The sequence below is a fragment of the Clostridia bacterium genome (assembly GCA_035628995.1).
Taxonomy (GTDB): domain Bacteria; phylum Bacillota; class Clostridia; order Lutisporales; family Lutisporaceae; genus BRH-c25.
In genome coordinates this window covers 24,636-41,910 of sequence record DASPIR010000017.1, presented here as the reverse complement: position 1 = coordinate 41,910, position 17,275 = coordinate 24,636, and the positions used below count along the sequence as shown (strand labels likewise).

The window sequence follows — 17,275 nt, the reverse complement described above, 5'->3', positions numbered from 1 at the left end:
ACTACCCCTCCCACCTTGTAAAGAGTTGGTTTTCTATACCGATATGATCCATGATTCGGCCTACTGTATGGTTAACAATATCATCAAGGGTTTGAGGGCGTGAATAGAAAGCTGGAACCGGAGGCATAATTTCAACTCCAATTCGCGAGAGCTTCAACATATTTTCTAGATGTATAGAATTTAGAGGTGTTTCCCTAGCTACTAGAATAAGTTTTCGCCTTTCCTTTATACAAACGTCAGCTGCCCTGATCAACAGATCCTCTGCATACCCATTAGCAATTCCACTCAGAGTCTTCATGCTGCAAGGAGCTATAATCATTCCGTTAGTTTGAAAAGAGCCACTGGATATTGCTGCGCTCACATCGTCTTCTCCATATACTTTATCAGCAAGGGACTTTACCCATTCCACTGAAAAATCGGTTTCCTTAGTAATAGTTACTGCACCCCACTTACTCATTATTAAATGGGTTTCAATCTTTCTTTTTTTCAATTCCTCCAGTAGCCTTATTCCATATATGGCACCTGAAGCACCACTTATTCCTACTATGATTTTCAAACCTGACACTCCTTTCTACGAACAAAAACTGCTACGAATAATTCATATATACTTTCTCAAGTATATCATAGCCTGTGCAGAACTTATCCTATATACTATTGTTCAAGCAGCAAAACATGTTAAAATATACATATTACAACTATACTAGTGAGGTACTGATATGCATCTTAATAATAACACCGTGGCCATGTTACCATATGATAAGTGCACAGGTTGTTTCGCCTGTTACAATGCATGTCCTAACAATGCCATAAAAATGAAATTATCGCCATATGGTTTTTATAGACCAGAAATAGTTACAAGCCGTTGCAATAATTGCGGTCTATGTTCCATAAAATGCCCGACACTTGGAAATACATCCGCTTCTCCTATAAATAGAACTGAAGCTAATATTCTGTCTTATGCTGCCTGGTCGAAAAATAATGCTTTACGAAAAAATAGCTCCTCCGGTGGAATCTTTACTGAGATAGCAAATACTATTTTAGACTGGAGCGGCATTGTATATGGAGTAAGATGGAAATCCGACTGGACTCTTTGTCATGCAAAAGCAGAATCCAAGCAGGAATTGCTGCCATTCCAGGGCTCTAAATATCTCCAAAGTAATATTGGGTTAACTTATAAGGAAATTTCTCAAATGGTCAGAAACGGTAGGACTGTTTTGTTTTCCGGTTTACCTTGTCAGGTAGCAGCCCTCCATAAATTTGTCGATAGTGAAAATCTCATAACCATCGATCTTGTTTGTCACGGCACACCTTCCATCATCGTTTTTCATAGATATCTGGAATATGTAAGTAACTCACGTACCGCTAAATCTATTAACTTTCGCAATAAAGAAAACGGCTGGTCCAAATTCCGAATATCAATTGATTTTACTGATGGAAGCAGTTATTCAGATACTTTTCGACAAGACCCCTTCTTAGTTGGATTCCTTAGCGATTTATATTTAAATGATGCCTGCTACAGTTGTTCCTTTTGCAGTATGCCCAGGCAGGGAGACCTAACACTTGCAGATTATTGGGGTGTACCAAAGGAATACAAAAATGATCTTGGTGTATCGTTGATTTTAAGCAATAACGAAAAAGGAGACAAGATTCTCGACACTTTGAAAGATAAAGGCAATGTTGAACTCATACAAATACCGTCTGAAAGTACTTTAAAAGGTAACCCTCGAATAGTGAATGGAAAGCTCCAAATACCGAAACAACGAGAATCCTTTTTATTTCAAATTCAGCGTACCGATTTTCAAAACCTACAGCATATAATTAGTGAAGTCAACTGTTTTCAGATAAAAAAATAGAATGGTGGTGTAAGTGGGGCTTGAAGCATTACCCCAATATACATCACCTTTAATTCTGTCATTATACACTTTAAGCTTTTGCATTTTGCATTTTTGCTTTAATTATGCCCCCACAATAAGTCCACACTAAAATTGCAATAATTGCAATAAATAAAATCAGAGAAATGGGTTTCTGCACAAATATGCCGTATGATCCGTCTGAGATTTGCAGTGCACGGTGGAAGTTGCTCTCAGCGATCTCACCCAGTACCAAGCCAAGAACTAGGCACTGTACAGGCCATTTATTCTTGAACAGTACATATCCTATAACTCCAAAAACCATAGCAACAACCACATCTTCAATATTATTATTTACTGCGAATGCCCCTACAAAACAAAGAGCTACAATTATTGGCACTAAGATTGCATTTGGAACTTTTGTGATTTTTGCCAATAGCGGTGTAGCTGTTAATCCAAAAAACAAAATAACAAATTGTGCCAAAATCATTCCCAGAAAAACTGTATCAACCAACACACCACCTGATGTAAAGAAACTAAGACCAGGTCTGAGACCATGTAAGGTCATTGCAGCCAAAAATATAGCAGCTGTAGCACCTCCCGGTATTCCCAGTGCGAAAGCAGGAATAAGTTCTCCACTTGTACAAGCATTTGAAGCTGCCTGAGGAGCAATAATACCTCTAATATTACCCTCTCCATAAGTCTCAGGATCTTTTGCCATCCTCTTCTCAGCTACGTAAGACAACATACTAGCCGTAGATATTCCTATTCCTGGTACCATGCCTATGCAAACCCCGAGTATAGATGAGCGTAATGTAACATACCAGTACTTTAATGTAGCACTAATTCCTTTCCAGGGCTTAGTTGCCAGAGTAAATTCACCTGCTATTGTGCCGCCTTCTTCTGCAAGTATAAACACTTGAGAAAGGGCAAACAGTCCTATTGTGGCACTTACAGTCGATATCCCGTCTTCTAAGAAATTACTGCCGAAAGTGAACCTTTCTGCTCCTGTAATTACATCCATCCCTACAAAGGAAAAGAGCAAACCCAAACAGCCGAGAATGAGTCCTTTTGCCGTATCACCCTTTCCGGCTACAGCTACCATTGATAAACCAAACATAGCAAGCATAAAATATTCAGCCGGCCCAATCTTTAATGAGAACTCTGCCATAGGAGGTGCAATAAATATTAATGCAAGAACCCCTATTAACCCGCCAATGAAGGATGAGCCAACCAGAGCTCCCAGGGCTTCAGCCGCTCTACCCTTACGTGTAAGAGGATATCCGTCAAATGTAAGAGCCACTCCTCCCGGTCCACCGGGCACATTTAAGAGGATTGAAGTAATACCATCTCCATATGCAGTACATGCATAAACTGCACTCAGGAGAATTAACGCTGAATCAGCACTCATACCAAAAGTAAATGGTAATACTAAAGCTGTGCCAAAAACCGGACCCAACCCAGGCAACACACCAATGACAAGTCCAATTACTGATCCGATAATCAAATACAACACATTAGTCACAGAGAATATATTAGTTATTGCAGACATCATGTTTTCCATAATCTCACCACCCTATAAAAATAACTCGAACAGAATACCGACCGGCAAGCGAACGTAGAATAAGTATGTGAAGCTAAAGTAAAGAACTGCTGTTGTTATAACAGAGAAGATTATATTGATTTTAAGGTTTCTGTATTTCAGGAATATCGGTATAAAAAATAACATTAGGCAGGTGGATATAGCGAATCCCAATACAACCATTGCTGCTAAATATGCTATCAACAAGCCAAAGCACTTTATAAAAGACATTCCCTGATTTTCATCCGAAGCAGCATCATTATTTTTTGGTTTACCATCATTTTGTTTAAAGTCTTTAACTAGCGTAATGACAGATAGTACAATTCCAATTATACTGATTAGTCTTGGTACACTCCCCGCTGTCTCGGATAATGAAAATGTCATCACAATAACGATAGTAAAGAGAACGATAATTGCTATTGTGAATAATCTGTCTACTAGTTTCTTTCGATTTGCATGGGATGTGATATTCATAGTATACCCCCTTATATAAAGCTTCCATTGCCAGAATAGGAGAAAGAGGAGTAATACCTCTTTCTCCTAACAACATTCATGAAGCTTATTTCGTAGTTTCCTTAAGATCGTCTTTTACCATATTTGCTTGATTATAGATGTTTTCAGCTAATTTTTTAAACTCTGCTGAGCCTAGCGGTACAATACTTGAACCTAACTTTTCAGCTTGTGCCTTAAATTCAGGATCGTTTACAGCCTTGCTTAAAGCATCTTCCAACGCCTTTGCTATATCAGCAGGCAGGCTTGGAGGTGCGTATACGCCAACGCAAACATCCATGGCTGCATCTGTATATCCTGCTTCAACAGCAGTTGGAACATCCGGATAATTTGGATGTCTATTCGCACCAATAACAGCCAATATTTTAATTTTCTTTTCGTCTACCATTTGTTTTAGAGATACGATATTTCCTACACCGCTTACAGTGTGTCCGCCAGCCACAGCTACAGCTGCTTCTGTTCCGCCGTCATAAGATACATATTCAAATATAGTACCTGATGACTTTTCCAATAGTTTCATAGCCATATGACCATTTGTGCCAATTCCTGAGCCTGACATTGTAATCTTTTTGGTTTTTGCTGCTTCTACTAAGCTCTTAATATCGTTGTATGGAGAATCATACTTTACGAAAATACCGTTATAATCACCACCGGTTACAGTATGCAAGTATGTATATTCCAAAGCTTTAAACTCTCCACCCTTAACAAGCTCGCCAAGTGTAACAGAAGGGAATGCGGACATTTCAATAGTATATCCATCCGGAGCTGCTTTGTAAGTTTTCACATGAGCAGCATTACCTCCGCCACCGCCTTCATTTTCTATAACGACAGATGCTTTTTCACCAAGATACTTCTGAAGATACGGTTGTAAAGCACGAGCCATAATGTCAGTACTGCTGCCTGCTTTATGAGGGATAAGCATAGTTACTGGTCGGGATGGGTAGTCTGAACTTGCAGTTTTCTCCACAGCTGGTGCGGTTCCCTCAACAGCTGGTTTAGGTGCACAACCTACTAATGAAATAGAGCCTAATAAAAAGACAAACAGTGTAACAAGCGCAATTTTTTTCTTGTTAAGTTTCATCAATTTTGACCTCCCTTAAATTCATTTATTTCTATTTAGATATAACCCGCCAGTAGTTTTCCCTCCTCCTTTCTTTCACCGTTTTGAGCTTAAATATAATCTTCAAGGCGAATCTGTTGAAGCAGATCAAGCGGAACTTCACATACTTCTGAAAAAGGCTCGCCATACGGTTTCGTTGCGTCAATCCCCATCTTCGAAGTCACGGGTTTTGATGATTCCATACTTACTGTCGGATCCAAGCTAGCCCCCATAGCCTCAGGAATTATGAAAAATCTGCGGTGGGGTTGGGTTCTTGTGGCAATAGCCCAGAGAACTTCCTGATCACTGAATATATCTACATCTTCATCAACAGCAACAGCAAACTTTATATGCCAATCACTGATGAAGGAAGCCATTATTGCATCCTTTGCCTCACCAGCAACACGCTGTTTAAGCGATATATAGCAAATATAGCGGCACACTCCGCCTGGTGTTAGGTATACGGCAGTTACGCCTGGGCAGCAGCCCTTTGCTCTTTCATAGATTACCGCTTCCTTGGGTAGTGAGCCTATGAAGCCTTGGTCTGAATGCGCCATATTATTTGATAAATATATTGCATTTTTTCTATAAGTAATAGCAGTAATCTTTACCACCGGGTCAAGCCTTTTATCTATTTTGCCCCCACGTATTGTCTTATAATAGCGTGTATGTTCTCCTACGGGTCCTTCCTCATCAACTTCATCAGATGAAACAACACCTTCAATTATCATCTCAGCATCCGCAGGAACCATGAAGTCTTCACCCCATGTTTCTGAAGGAACTACTCTTAATGTTTCACCCATAGCCGCACTGGCAATTTCGTATTCATCTCTTCCATAAGGGCCTTCCCATTGGCTGCCTAGATAGAAAGTAGGGTGATGTCCTACTACAATAGCTATAGGAGTCTCTTTTCCTGCCTCACGATTTGAACTTATAATCATACCGGAATGATGGTTAAGCTCGGCATGTATAGTAGTTCTATTTTTACTTTTAACATGAAGTCTAAGCATAGCAAGGTTATATACCCCTGTTTCTGGATTTCTCATAGCAGTGGACGCGCCTAATATATATGGACCGCCATCCTTTGAGTGATGAGTGGGGATAGGAAGCTTATATAAATCCACTTCTTCACCCTTCTTTATAACTTCTTTTACAGGAGCATCCTCAGGCTTTATTACTTCAACTATCCCTTGATTGCGATAACGTTTTGCCAATTCTAGTACAGGCTCCATCTTGTACTGCTCGGGCTTAAGATCAAGTGCCACCGCAAGTTTCTTTCGACTAGCAAAAGCATTGAATCCCAATGCCACCTCGGATTTTTCCCCATATAGGTTCTGTACATGTGGAAAGACTGCCATAGGTGAACGGCCTTCCAACTCTAATTTCCTTAAAAATGTAGTAGCTTCAAACTTAGGAACTACTTCTTTCTTTACCTCAACTACTTCTTCAGGACACAATGTCTGAAGTGTTTCCAGATAACTTCTTAAGCTTTTAGGCATTTGGCTCCTCCTTTTCCTAAATAAGTTCAAATATATATGTAGGACATCATTTCAAATTCTTTTTATAATACGCTATAGCTCCACCCATTGATATGATATCGAGTATGAGCTTTGGAGCAGGTTTTGTCTTCCACTGCGTTCCAGTTGTATGGTTGACGATAATTCCCTGTTCTAAATCAACCTCGAGCTCGTCACCCTCGTTGACTTTTTCTGAAATCCCTTCCATAGCAAGAACGGGCAGTCCGTTATTTACACAATTCCTATAAAATGCTCTAGAGATAGAGTCTGCTATTATTGCACCTACTTCTGCATACTTCAGAGTCATGGCTGCCTGCTCTCTTGCGGAGCCACATCCAAAATTATCTCCTGCTACAATAATATCTCCAGGCTTAACACGCTGGGAGAATTGAGGATCGATATCCTCCATAGCATGCTTAGCTACTTCCTTAGGATCAAAATGAACTAAATACCTTGCCGGATAGATTTCTTCCGTATCAATGTTCTTGCCATATTTCCAAACCTTAGCTCTAATCATGCAACTTCACCCCCAAACCTCTTGGGTCTGTAATCTCTCCCATAATTGCAGAAGCAACTACTGTAGCAGGTGAGGCAAGATATATGGAACCATGTACACTTCCCATCCTCCCCCGGAAATTACGGTTAGAGGATGATATGCATACCTCATCAGCTGCAATGACCCCCAAGTGTCCTCCAAGGCATACTCCACAGCCAGAATTGGTTACACAGGCTCCTGCTTTAAGTAGCACCTCTATGATTCCTTCTCTCAAAGCCTGCAAATGAACTGCCTGAGAGGCTGGAGTTACTATCATGCGTACATCAGGGTGTACCGACCTGCCTTCAAGGAGGGCTGCTGCTATTCTTAAATCCTCAATTCTTCCATTAGTGCATGAACCGAGGAAAGCCTGATGTATCTTGGTGCCTTCCACTTCAGCTATAGTTTTACCGTTTGATGGACTGTGAGGTGCAGCCACCATGGGAGTGAGGTTGCTCAAATTAAGTTCGACAACTTCACAATAACGAGCATCAGCATCTGGAAGTATAGATTCGAATTCCTTATTCGTGCGCTCCTTTAGGTAATTTATTGTTATATCATCAGGAGGGATAATACACGTTTTTACGCCTAGCTCATAAGCCAAGTTTGCTATGCACATTCTTCCTTCCATGCTCATATTTTCAATAATAGCTCCGCTTAATTCTATAACTTTGTATATAAACCTGGCTTCACCAAATACTTTTAGCATGTATAGGATTACATCCTTGGCACTTACGCCTTCTCCAAGTTGACCATTTAAAATGATTTTCGCAGTTTCTGGAACCATAAACCATAGATGTCCAGTTCCTAAGGCTATTGCCACATCAGTTACACCAAAGCCTGTTCCCAAAGCGCCGAAGGCTCCATATGTCGTAGCATGAGAGTCAGGGGCTGCAATAATCTGCCCTGGTCTCACATGGCCCTTTTCTGCCATCACTTGATGGCAGACTCCGCCTCGTCCTATATCATAGAAATCTTTTACTCCCATTGAAACAGCGAAGTTTCTGGTTATTTTCAAATTTTCTGCAGCCTGCACTGTTGGCGCTGGTACAAAATGGTCCGGTATAATTACACATTCAACATTATCTGAAATCTTATCAATCCCAAGCTCCTTCAAAGGTCTCTGAACACCGGGAGCCCCTATATCATGCAGCATTACAGTATCTACTCTTGCTTCAACAATTTCACCAGGATGGACCTCAGCAAGTCCGCTATTTTTGGCCAAAATCTTCTCTACGATAGTCATTCCCATTACAGGTTCCTCCTTAATTATTTCCGGCTATTCTATGACATATTGCCGATGTTATTTGGGAGGTACTACTATTCCCTCCTAAATCCCGAGGCTTTAACACACCATCTGCGAGAACTGATTTTACAGCTTTATAGATAGTCTGACCTGCTTCCTTCTCCCCGAGATGTTCGAGCATCATAGCAGCGCAGATTATGTGAACTAATGGGTTCGCTATATCTTTCCCTGCTTCACTCATTCTCCCATCATGATTCACCGGTGAAAATACGGCACAGTCCTTACCTATGTTCGCTGATGGTACCAGATTTGATACTAGTGCTGCAGCTTCATCGGAAATAATATCTCCAAATAAATTTGTCGCAAGTATTATGTCATATTTCTCCGGGCATAAGATAAGTTGGTTCGCAGTATTGTCTACATATTCATCTGTAAGTTCTATATCCGGATAACTTTTTGCTATTTCCCTTACAATTTCGAGAAAGAAACCACAGCCCTTTCTAAGGACATTAGCTTTGTGTATTACTGTAATCTTATTTCGATTTTGCTTACGAGCAAGCTCAAAAGCATATTTGGCAATTCTTTCAGAGCCTTGTCGTGTCAGTACTCTGACTGACATTACAACATCCTCCGTAGGCATGAACTCTCCGTTACCCATATGCAAGTTGCGATCTGCAAGGAATCCTTCTGTATTCTCTCGTATACAAATAAGATCAATACCGGGCTTTAAACTCCATACCCCTGGCCAGGACATCACCGGACGAACATCTGCATATAAATCAAGTTCTTTCCGCATTTGTCCTACCGGGCTTGGTGCCGGCGCTGGATTAGCATTGAGTGCACCAATAAGAGCAGCATCGGTGTTCCTTATCCCATCTAGAGTCTCTTGAGGCAATGCTTTGCCTAACCTTTGATATGTTTCCTGCCCTGCAGGATACACCTCAAATTCAAGTTTGAAGTCTCCCGAATTAGCCTGTACTACCTCAAGAACTTCTTTAGCCGCTGCAATTACTTCTTCTCCAATACCATCACCTGGGATAAGTGCAATAGTATACTTCCTCATTATTTTTCTCCATCCGGAAAAAAGTCCGGTACCAGCTCTGGATGCGCAGAAGCCATAGCTTGGAAATGTTCAATATCATTTTCCCTTTCATGCATGGAAATTGCATTCACGGGACATACCTGGCTACACAAGCTGCAACCTGCACAATGTTGCTTCTTAATTATTGCTTTCTTTGCCACTTTTATTGCATCATACCAGCATACCTGACTGCAGCGTTTACAACCTGTACATTTACTATAATCAACCTCAGCATATAGAGCCTTAACTTTGTCAACGAGTTCTTGATTGCTGTACATTTGTCTCATCGCTACGCCCTGGAACTCGTTTATACTGTTATAGTCTCTTCTTTCCATAAACTTTTCCATTCCGTCAAGAAGTTCTTTTACATAAACCAATCCTCGAATCATAACAGGTGTGCAATACTGTACTGCTGAAGCTCCGGACATTAAGAATTCAATAGCATCCTGCCAAGATGAAGCCCCGCGGTTCCCCATAACTGCAAAATCGCACTTAGAAGAAACCTCTGCTACCCATCTTAAACTTAGAGCCTTAACCCCCGGGCCTGTACCTGGTGCTGGGCCATAGGCAATAGGTTTGCCTGTCTCTATATCAACTCTCATAACCTTATTATTGGCAAACATTGTTACCCCGTCTGCTCCTGCCTCTTCAAGCATCTTAGCCACCTGTTCAAAGTTTGAACCGTCAGGACTCATCTTTACGAACATTGGTATCTTCACAAATTCTTTTAATTTCTTTACTATCGCTACTCCCTCTTCAGGATGTTTTGTGTAGTGAATACCTACTCTTACATCATCCGGGCTCTTAGCTAATCCTTCAGGAGGGAAAGGACAACAGAAGTTCAGTTCTAATGCTGCACACCCAGCCTCCTCATAGAGTTTCGCTATCTCAACCCATTCTTCCATGAATCTTGCAGAATAACTTCCTATAATAGAACAATTATGTTCCTTAGCATAAGGAGCAGCTTCTTTTATGATTTTCGCAAACTGTTTTGGAGGATAAACCGAGTTATGCTCTCTATGCATCCAGTTATAGTCATTCGGAACGAAGTATGCGTTATTATTATCTTTTTTGTAATCTATTAATTTATATAATGGTCTTGGATATCTCTGCAGGTACCATACTGTAGACGCAGTTTTAGTCACTATAGCTCCGAAGCCTGCATCTACACAGTCTTTGATATGTCCAACCGTGCCAGCCAGAGGTCCACCTGCAGCTATTATTGGATTCTTTAGAGTTAATGGTCCTAGTTTTACACTTAAATCTTTCATTAAAATACCCCCATTACCATGTCGTTAGTATAGTACCAATTATAATTTTCTAATCCTTGCGTGTCTGCAACTGGTGATAACCTGCTTTAGCGCGGGCATCTCTCAGTGTAGATCCATTTTTAATTGCTTCTTCTATAAAAGCTTCTTTCTGAGCAATCTCCTGTGATACTTTAAGAACTTCCCCTGCTCTCTCCATAGGAACTACCAGAACTCCTGTCTCATCTCCAATAATGATATCACCAGCTTTAACTTGAACTCCGGAGATAGAAACAGGCACATTCACTGCATCTACATAAACCCTGTCCTTGCCAGTAACCATGTAGGTTCCCTTTGTAAAAATTGGATATCCTATTTTCTTTATTGCAGGTATATCTCTGCATACTCCGTCAATAACCGTTCCTGCCACACCCATTCGTGTTGATCTTATTGACATTAAGTCTCCCCATACAGTACAGTAATCACGGCCAGAGTTATCTATTACCACTACCTGACCAGGCTCAACATCATCAAGAAAATCCCCTACAGTTCCTTTCACATTACCGCATGGAACGTAGTGCACTGTAAATGCCTGTCCACAAATTGCAGTATCAGCAACTACAGGTTTAATGCCCAGGAGCCCCCCTGTTATACCAAGGCGATCCAAAGCGTCAGAAACACTAGTAGTATCAAGCTCCTTGAAGGCTTCAATAATTGATAGATCAATTTTGGGTACGCTATTCATATTACCCCTCCTACTTATATCCTTTTTGTTCAATAACCTTGTCAAAACCATATATTTCAAGAGTCGTCTTCCCTTGGCGAAGCATTTCCCTTACCTTAATTTCCTTTTCCGCTATAGCCGCTGCCTTGTTCAAAACTTCTGCCGCTTTTTCCTTAGGAACAACTACTACTCCATCCACATCTCCAACGACTATGTCGCCTGGGTTAACTACTACACCACCACATTGAATAGTTTCGTTAATAGTTCCCCAGCTTTCTTTTACCGTACCGCCAGGATTAAAGCCTCTGCAGAAAAATGGGAAGCACAATTCCTCGATATCGTTTGCATCACGGCATGTACCATCAACTACGATGCCCGCAATACCTCTTTCCTGACAAGCTATAACTACTATTTCTCCCATTGGCCCTGCACCTGTGTAGCCATGAGCGTCGATAACGAGAACCGAGCCAGGTTGTGCCCTATATATAGCTTCATGTATTATCAAGTTATCTCCAGGCTGGCATCTTACTGTAACAGCAGGCCCTACCAGCTTGCTTTTTTTGTCTATAGGCTTAATATTAAAATCCATATTTCCACTTTTGTTATTGGCATCACAAACATTGCCTGTGGGAAGTTTACTGAACTGCTCTATCTCTTCTCTATTTACCATGCCCTCATCTCCTTAAGCATCATCTTTACTTACTGAGCATCTTTTCATAACTGTATTTATTATCTACTTCAAGCATAGACTTTCCTGCACGTATTTCAGAAATCATAGCTTCCTCTTTTTCATAAAGTTCTTCAGCTTTTACTAAAACTTCTTCCAGTTTTTCCGCAGGAATAACTACAACTCCACTGCGATCACCAAATACTATATCTCCAGGTCGGACTTGAACACCTGCAAATTGAATCATTATATTAGTTGCTTCTTCCATAATCCTTCCACGTGCAGTTGCTACAACAGAACCCCTTGAGTATACAGGGAATTTGATATCTACATAGTCATCTACATCACGACATGCCCCATCAATTACTACTCCATTTACGCCCTTCATCTTTGCTCCATTGGCCAAAATTCCACCCCAGCATGAAGTGTCCAATCGTCCGCCGTTATCGACTACTATTACATCCCCGGCCTTAGCCGCATCGATGGCTTTAACTCCTAGATGATTCTTACCCTTTGTCAGCCCAGCTGCTATCAATTTAACCGTAACCGCTTCTCCAACTATTTTACTTGCACCTTCCCAAATAGGACGAATTCCATAGGTAGCACCCTTTAGACCGTATGTATCCAATGCATCAGCAATATTTGTTGAGGATAGCTTCTCTAGTCGTGCTCGATATTGTTCAAACGGCATATTCCATTCTACCTCTCTTTATAATATAGTGATGGTTCCTGCATCTGCATCCACTTCTACGCAATCACCATCTTTTATAAGCTTTATGGGGTCAAGCTCTGCTTGATCTATCAGGGGAATCTCCGCTATGATGCAGCCAATGGCAGTAACCTGTTCAACATTATAATTAATCATAGCTGCTGGACCTACACCGTTGGATGCTGCTTCATATATTAAATAAGAACCTCCTGTAGAACCCTTTCCTGTAGGAAATACTAATATTTTCCCCGCAATACTTTTACCATATAGAGGATGGCCTACTTCCGTAACCTGCCCTGTCTTTACATCTATACCACCAAGAAAACATATTGGCTCAGAGGTTACTAAAGCTTCCCCCTTTGCTTTGCCGCCAATTACTTTACGACCTTTAATAATTTGCATAGTTCATTTCCCTCCGCATCCTTAAAATCTGCCGTTCAAAGCGGCATTTATGCATCTCTCCATGCTACCATAATAGGTTGGGAGTGCCCATTGCCCCGGAGCATAATGTGCTAATTTTGCAGAATTTGTAGCGATGGCCGTATATCCTTTTTCCTTAGCTACATAAGCCATAGGCGAAAGAATCGGACAAGTATCACTAATTATATGACCTCCTGCAGCTTCGATAATTCCCTTATAGCCGCATCGTTCTGCGTAAATTTTGTTTGGCATTGCAGTAATTACCCACAATTCTACTCCGGCATGTAACTTTTTATTGGCAAGCATTTTAGCAATCGTCCCGATTTCGGAGATTGATGCATGTGGGCATCCGATTGTTACCAGTGAAATTTCTTGCCCTTGCTGTTTATTTAGAGAATTCTGACCTTCCATTAATTGATTCTTCCCAAACTCAAGCACCAGCTCAGGTTGTCGTCCTCCAAAAGCAGCATCTACAGTAGGTGCTTCCGGAGTAATACCTACTACATGAAATAATGCAACAGAACCTGATGAAGCTAGGGCAGCACTAAGCATCTTAAGCTGATCATTAGTTACATCTTTAGGAATACCAGTAAAGACAGGTACTTTGCTCTCTACAATTTTTCCAACCCAGTAACCCAAGCTGCCATAATCATCTATACCATTCAATACCGTTGTCACATTAACCAATATATGCCCATACCTATTTTCCTGAAGATGATACCCGTACGCAGGAACACGTCCAGTAAGTGCAGCTGCAAGTGCTGATGGACCTCCGTGTCGGTTTGTCCGAGCTCCAAGTACTGAATTGACAAAAGCAATCGCTGATGATTCACCCCAAGCTATGTTTTCTCCAAGTCGGGGATTGTTTCCTATTAGATAAGGCGTACATGAGTGGCAGGCTATCCCTCCCATAGCTTCATATGCGCGAGTAAGCCTGTTTTGCAATTTATATATATCTTCTGGGTAACCGATTTCTTTCCAAAATTCAAAGTCAATAGCTGCAGTATTCAAAGTTGTAAATACTCTGAATTTTCCTCCTTTTTCAGCCATCATTTCTACAAATTTAGTTGCCGCCTCACCAGCAACTACTGCTGATGCTCCTGGCATATGTACGCTGGATATTGGAAGCATCTCTTCAGCATTATAAATTTCACCTAACTTCACAAGGATTTCCATTGCTTTTTGCACAGGATACCCATATTTACCTTCTAACATCCGTTCTTCTTCATTTGTTAATCGCATACATATCCTCCTTTCTCTGTTGTATTCCAAATAAATTTGATTCCTGTGAGCAGAACCTCACATCATCACCTCCAAAAATAAATATATTCCTTGCCGACAGATTGTATACAATCTGTGGACAATTTAAGGTAAAAAAGCATAATTTTACCTACTATATCTCATACTTCTGCAAACTTCTATTGCACTCTCTTTAACATTATTTATATGAACTCGCAATAACTCCTCAGTCTTCTCTAAATTTCTTTCCTTCATAGCGCTAATGATTTCAAGATGCTCTGCTTTGGATTTGCCAAGGCGCTGAGGAGTTAATGATGAAAGTATCCTTATCCTCTCTATTTGAGCATTAATATTGTTTAGAAAGCCCTCAAGTCTGCGATTATTACCATTACGTACTATTAAATCATGAATCATCCTGTCACTCTTATAGAAGTCATCTATAGAACAATTTGAATCTAGTGATGAAAGAAACTGTTCTGCTTTATTTATTTCTTCATCCCCAATTTTTTTCCATGCAACTTGCAGCGCAAGTACTTCCAACATTTCCCTTAACACAAATATCTCTTCTACATCTTCTGTGGTGACTTCAGAGACAAATGCACCTCTTCCAGGCATATGACGAACTAAACCCTCTGACTCTAATTGTTTCAACGCTTCTCGTACAGGGGTACGGCTGGTTCCGAGGTTGTCGGATATTTCCTGTTCGATAACAGGTTGTCCCGGCTTTAGTTGATTGGTTATTATGGAATTGTATAAATAATCATAAGCCATTTGTTTACAATTATCCTTCATAAACTTCTCTCCTTAAACTTTGTATACCAATTGTCGACAATTTGAGTTTAGCACATATGCCGAAATATGTAAACATATAACAATATTTTTTTGTAAAGATTTATAGGTTAATCAATTTACTGCATATGCTCGCGTTTTCATTAGGTTATTCCTCATATATATATACATAATTTTCATATACATTGCATTTTTAGCAAAATAGTTATATTATTGAATTAGTTTCTCCTCAATTAACTATACATGCCAATTGTCAATATTTAAATGAGGAGTTGTTGATATGAAATACTTTCTGAATCTCAAGCTGTCCCAAAAACTGGTGGCCAGCTTTATTTTTGTGTGTCTATTTATAGGGATTGTTGGATATTCCGGTTTAGCTAACATGTCTAGAATTAATTCAAATGCAGAAAGTCTATATAATGAAAATTTTATTGGGACAAACTCTATAAGAACAATTAAGGAAAATCTTGATGAAGTATACACGGATTTTTTATACATTGTATATGTGAGAGATTCTGACATTCTTGTCAAGCGCTTTACCAATATAGATTTGCTTAAATTAGAAAATGATAAGCTGATGCAAGAATTTGAAAAGACAAACAGTATAATAAAAGGAAAAGAACTATTTGATCAGTTTAAGACGGATCTACAGGATTACAGAAGCATACAAGAGGAAATCATCAGTTTAGTCAAAAATAACCAGTATGAGGAAGCAGCAGCCGCATTTACAAAAGTAACGGAATCAAAAACAAAGACATATGAAGTTTTAGACAAGCTCGTAGATTTAAATACACAGATGGCTGCCAATACTTATATTATTAACAATTCAATATATAAAAACTCAATTAACTTTATTCTTGTAACAACAGTCATAGGTTTTTCAGTTGCAATTCTATTTGGTTTAATTATATCAACTGTCATCTCGCGACAGCTTAGAAAGGTTATGTTGTTTGCAGAGGCTATTGGCAATGGGGACCTTACAAAATCAATTAATATTAATACAAAAGACGAAATAGGTGCTTTAGCTAAAGCGCTTAACAAAGCCGGAGAGAATACGAGGCAGCTTATTTCAGACATCATAGCTGGTGCAGGAGATATCAGTACTTTGAGCGAAGAATTATCAGCAACAGTAGAAGAGGTTTCTTCAACTATGGAAAGCATCAGCGAGTCCACTGGTGAAATATCCAAGGGAGCCGAAGAGCTCAGTGCTGCAACTGAGGAAATTACGGCAACAATTGAAGAGGTAAGCGCAGCTACAGCTGAACTTAGCAATAATGCGACCGATGCTGATTCCTCCTCCAATGAGATACAAATACGTGCTGCCCAAATAAAAGAAAAAGGGAGCCGATCAATGGAATCAGTAAGATCGATATATGATGTAAAGCAGGCTAATGTACTTAGAGCCATTGAAGATGGAAAGGTAGTTGAGAATATAAAGGTAATGGCCGATATTATTAGTGATATTTCCGCTCAGACAAACATGCTTTCATTAAATGCTGCTATTGAAGCCGCAAGAGCAGGAGAGCAAGGCAAAGGATTTGCCGTAGTTGCGAACGAGGTTCGTCATCTAGCTGAGCAATCATCACAAACTGTAGTTAATATCCAAAATGTAACTATTCAAGTAAAAACAGCATTTGACAATCTGTCTCAAAATACAAGAGAGATATTAGATTTTATAGAAAATACAGTAGATCCAGATTATAAGGCATTTGTCGGTATGGGCATACAATATGAGGAAGATGCTCTATACATACATGGAATGGCAAACAAGATTTCAAGTGCCTCAAAATTAATGTCAGAATCTATGGAGCAAATAGACAGTGCAATCCAAAATGTTTCAGCTACTGCCCAACAGACTTCAGCCGGTACTGATAGTATTGCAGACAGTCTAAAGGATACTGCTGTTGCAATTGAGGAAATAGCTAAATCAACTCAAAATCAAGCTGTGCTGGCAAAGAAGCTCAATAATATGGTTGAGAAATTCAAGATATAAGAATAGATGCCCTGCACCTAAGCTGGCAAGCCAATTAAATAACATAAAGCGCACTGTAATTTACTTA

General features: G+C 40.0%; 17 protein-coding genes. 2 read left to right on the top strand and 15 right to left on the bottom strand.

Features of this window, described 5'->3' with window-relative positions:
- Window position 1: 1 nt before the first annotated feature.
- On the bottom strand, window positions 2–556 hold the full coding sequence (locus tag VEB00_05345; GenBank protein HYF82438.1) for a UbiX family flavin prenyltransferase: 555 nt from the start codon (window positions 554–556) through the stop codon (window positions 2–4).
- Window positions 557–716: 160 nt separating this feature from the next.
- On the opposite strand from VEB00_05345, the gene VEB00_05340 reads away from it, so the two are divergent.
- Window positions 717–1,853 (top strand): Coenzyme F420 hydrogenase/dehydrogenase, beta subunit C-terminal domain, encoded by a 1,137-nt coding sequence (locus VEB00_05340; GenBank protein HYF82437.1) that lies wholly within the window; start codon window positions 717–719, stop codon window positions 1,851–1,853.
- A 70-nt stretch (window positions 1,854–1,923) separates the two neighbouring features.
- Here the strand turns inward: VEB00_05340 and VEB00_05335 are convergent, their stop codons facing one another.
- The 14 genes from VEB00_05335 to VEB00_05270 all read right to left on the bottom strand — a co-directional run bounded on the left by VEB00_05335 (window position 1,924) and on the right by VEB00_05270 (window position 15,218).
- A complete protein-coding gene (locus VEB00_05335; GenBank protein ID HYF82436.1) occupies window positions 1,924–3,414 on the bottom strand; it encodes a tripartite tricarboxylate transporter permease in 1,491 nt (496 codons plus the stop codon).
- Between the two features lie 12 nt (window positions 3,415–3,426).
- On the bottom strand, window positions 3,427–3,906 hold the full coding sequence (locus VEB00_05330; protein ID HYF82435.1) for a tripartite tricarboxylate transporter TctB family protein: 480 nt from the start codon (window positions 3,904–3,906) through the stop codon (window positions 3,427–3,429).
- An 85-nt stretch (window positions 3,907–3,991) separates the two neighbouring features.
- Window positions 3,992–5,023 carry a tripartite tricarboxylate transporter substrate binding protein gene (locus VEB00_05325; GenBank protein ID HYF82434.1) on the bottom strand — a complete coding sequence of 344 codons (1,032 nt, stop codon included), beginning with the start codon at window positions 5,021–5,023 and terminating at the stop codon, window positions 3,992–3,994.
- Between the two features lie 89 nt (window positions 5,024–5,112).
- The gene (locus VEB00_05320) at window positions 5,113–6,540 is read right to left on the bottom strand and encodes a UbiD family decarboxylase (GenBank protein HYF82433.1); all 1,428 of its coding nucleotides are present in this window, start codon (window positions 6,538–6,540) and stop codon (window positions 5,113–5,115) included.
- 46 nt (window positions 6,541–6,586) lie between these two features.
- Complete coding sequence (locus VEB00_05315; GenBank protein HYF82432.1) at window positions 6,587–7,075, bottom strand: 3-isopropylmalate dehydratase small subunit; 489 nt, start codon at window positions 7,073–7,075, stop codon at window positions 6,587–6,589.
- On the bottom strand, window positions 7,068–8,345 hold the full coding sequence (locus VEB00_05310; protein HYF82431.1) for a 3-isopropylmalate dehydratase large subunit: 1,278 nt from the start codon (window positions 8,343–8,345) through the stop codon (window positions 7,068–7,070). Before VEB00_05310 ends, VEB00_05315 begins: the two co-directional genes overlap by 8 nt.
- A 13-nt stretch (window positions 8,346–8,358) precedes the next feature.
- Window positions 8,359–9,402, bottom strand: coding sequence for an isocitrate/isopropylmalate dehydrogenase family protein (locus VEB00_05305; GenBank protein HYF82430.1), 1,044 nt, complete (start codon window positions 9,400–9,402; stop codon window positions 8,359–8,361).
- Window positions 9,402–10,691, bottom strand: a complete 1,290-nt coding sequence (locus VEB00_05300) for a 4Fe-4S dicluster-binding protein (GenBank protein ID HYF82429.1) — start codon at window positions 10,689–10,691, stop codon at window positions 9,402–9,404. Before VEB00_05300 ends, VEB00_05305 begins: the two co-directional genes overlap by 1 nt.
- 49 nt (window positions 10,692–10,740) lie before the next feature.
- Window positions 10,741–11,412 (bottom strand): RraA family protein, encoded by a 672-nt coding sequence (locus tag VEB00_05295; GenBank protein HYF82428.1) that lies wholly within the window; start codon window positions 11,410–11,412, stop codon window positions 10,741–10,743.
- 10 nt (window positions 11,413–11,422) lie between these two features.
- Window positions 11,423–12,061: a 4-carboxy-4-hydroxy-2-oxoadipate aldolase/oxaloacetate decarboxylase gene (locus VEB00_05290; protein HYF82427.1), complete on the bottom strand. Its 639-nt coding sequence runs from the start codon at window positions 12,059–12,061 to the stop codon at window positions 11,423–11,425.
- Between the two features lie 25 nt (window positions 12,062–12,086).
- Window positions 12,087–12,749 (bottom strand): RraA family protein, encoded by a 663-nt coding sequence (locus VEB00_05285; GenBank protein HYF82426.1) that lies wholly within the window; start codon window positions 12,747–12,749, stop codon window positions 12,087–12,089.
- 18 nt (window positions 12,750–12,767) lie between these two features.
- Window positions 12,768–13,169: a DUF126 domain-containing protein gene (locus tag VEB00_05280; protein ID HYF82425.1), complete on the bottom strand. Its 402-nt coding sequence runs from the start codon at window positions 13,167–13,169 to the stop codon at window positions 12,768–12,770.
- Window positions 13,170–13,190: 21 nt separating this feature from the next.
- A complete protein-coding gene (locus VEB00_05275; protein ID HYF82424.1) occupies window positions 13,191–14,429 on the bottom strand; it encodes an aconitase X catalytic domain-containing protein in 1,239 nt (412 codons plus the stop codon).
- A 144-nt stretch (window positions 14,430–14,573) separates the two neighbouring features.
- The gene (locus VEB00_05270) at window positions 14,574–15,218 is read right to left on the bottom strand and encodes a GntR family transcriptional regulator (GenBank protein HYF82423.1); all 645 of its coding nucleotides are present in this window, start codon (window positions 15,216–15,218) and stop codon (window positions 14,574–14,576) included.
- A 277-nt stretch (window positions 15,219–15,495) separates the two neighbouring features.
- Between VEB00_05270 and VEB00_05265 the strand changes: the two genes are divergently transcribed.
- Window positions 15,496–17,208, top strand: a complete 1,713-nt coding sequence (locus tag VEB00_05265; GenBank protein ID HYF82422.1) for a methyl-accepting chemotaxis protein — start codon at window positions 15,496–15,498, stop codon at window positions 17,206–17,208.
- Window positions 17,209–17,275: the final 67 nt, after the last annotated feature.